This is a genomic window from Methylobacterium sp. WL103 (genome assembly GCF_008039885.1).
GTDB classification, from domain to species: Bacteria; Pseudomonadota; Alphaproteobacteria; order Rhizobiales; family Beijerinckiaceae; genus Methylobacterium; species Methylobacterium cerastii.
The window spans coordinates 1-1,645 of sequence record NZ_VRUX01000775.1; the positions used below are offsets into that span (position 1 = coordinate 1).

A 1,645-nucleotide genomic window follows, 5' to 3' on the forward strand; every position below is an offset into this window, starting at 1 on the left:
TCATGCTCCTGCGCGGCTGGCGCCGGCTGGGCGCGAGCTTTCTCGCCGGCAGCTTCGGCGCCCTGGCCATGCCGCCCTTCGGGTTCCTGCCGGCGCTCGCCGTGTCGCTGGCCGTCGCGATCTGGCTGGTGGACGGGACGGCCGGCTCGCGCAGTACGCGGCCCGCCCGGCTATGGCCCTGCGCGCTGATCGGCTGGGCCTGGGGCTTCGGCTACCTGTTCGCCGGGCTGTGGTGGCTCGGCTCCGCCTTCCTCGTCGAGGCCGACGTCTTCCTGTGGGCGCTGCCGCTCGGCGTCCTCGGCCTGCCGGCGGCGCTCGGGCTGTTCTACGCGGCGGGCTTTGCCGTCGCCGGCCTGCTCTGGGTCCGCGGCCCGGGGCGCATCGCCGGCCTCGCCTTCGGGGTGGCCGGCGCCGAATGGGTGCGCGGGCACGTCTTCACCGGCTTCCCCTGGAACACCCTGGGCATGGCGGTCGGGCAGAACCTCTGGCTGATGCAGTCGGCCTCGCTCGTCGGACTCTACGGCCTGACGGTGCTCGCGATCCTCGTCTGCGCGGCGCCGGCGACGCTGGCCACCGGCTCGCATCCGCGCAGCCGCTTCGGCCCGAGCGCCGCCGCCGCGATCGTGCTGGCCGCGATGGCGCTCTACGGCGCCGAGCGCGTCGATCCCGAGGCCGACCCGGTCGTGGTGGGGGTGCGCCTGCGGCTGGTGCAGCCGAACCTGCCGCAGGACGCGAAGTTCCGCCCCGAGAACCGGCAGGACATCGTCGATCGCTACGTCGAGCTGACCCGGCGCCCGCCGGAGGATGGCGGCGCGGCGCCGACCCACATCCTCTGGCCGGAATCGGCGTTTCCGTTCCTGATCCAGCGCGATCCGGCCGCGATGGCGCAGGTCGGCGCCGGGCTGGCGCCAGGCCAGCACCTGATCACCGGTGCGGCCCGCGCCGAGGAGCCGCTGCCCGGCGAGCGCCTGCGCTACTTCAACGCGATCATGGCGATCGAGCCCGGCGGCCGCATCGTCGACAGCTACGACAAGGTCCACCTCGTGCCGTTCGGCGAGTACCTGCCGGCCCCCCTCGACGCGGCCTTGCGGGCTTTGGGCCTGCGCCAGTTCGTGGCGGTGCCGGGCGGCTTCTCCGCCGGCACGCTGGCCGGCCAGCGCATCCTCGACGTGCCCGGACTGCCGCCGGTGGCGGCGACGATCTGCTACGAGGCGATCTTCCCCGGCGCGATCCTGCCGGCGGGGGCCGCCGGCGCCGACCGGCCCCCGGCGGCTCGGGCGCTCCGGCGTCGGATTCGGCACCAAGCGCCTGCCCGGCCTGAGCAACTGCGTCCGCGCCCTCGCCTTCGACGAGACGGCGCCAGTGGCGTCCCCGGAGGCGCATCCGGACCACCGCACCATCGCGGTGATCGCGTTCGAGGTCGACGACCAGTCCGGGGAGGACCTCGCCATGGGGCTCGATCGGCTACGGATGCGCGATGACGTGCTCGACGTCGTGCAGATGCCGGTCTTCGGCAAGAAGGGCCGGATGATGGCGCATGTCCGCCTGCTCGCCCGCGCCGACGCCCTCGATGCGGTGGCGGCGGCCTGCTTTTCCGAGACCGCCACGATCGGCCTGCGCCACGCGCTCGTCGACGGCCGCGCCC

Annotated in this window: 1 protein-coding gene and 1 pseudogene; both read left to right on the forward strand. The window is 74.6% G+C overall.

Annotated elements, in window-relative coordinates; genetic code table 11:
• Nucleotides 1-2 precede the first annotated feature (2 nt).
• A pseudogene (lnt, locus tag FV222_RS25295) lies at nucleotides 3-1,238 on the forward strand (apolipoprotein N-acyltransferase); the annotation flags it as partial.
• A gap of 79 nt (nucleotides 1,239-1,317) precedes the next feature.
• Nucleotides 1,318-1,645: nickel insertion protein (gene larC / locus FV222_RS25300; RefSeq protein WP_246685658.1), on the forward strand; the 328-nt coding region annotated here is incomplete at its 3' end.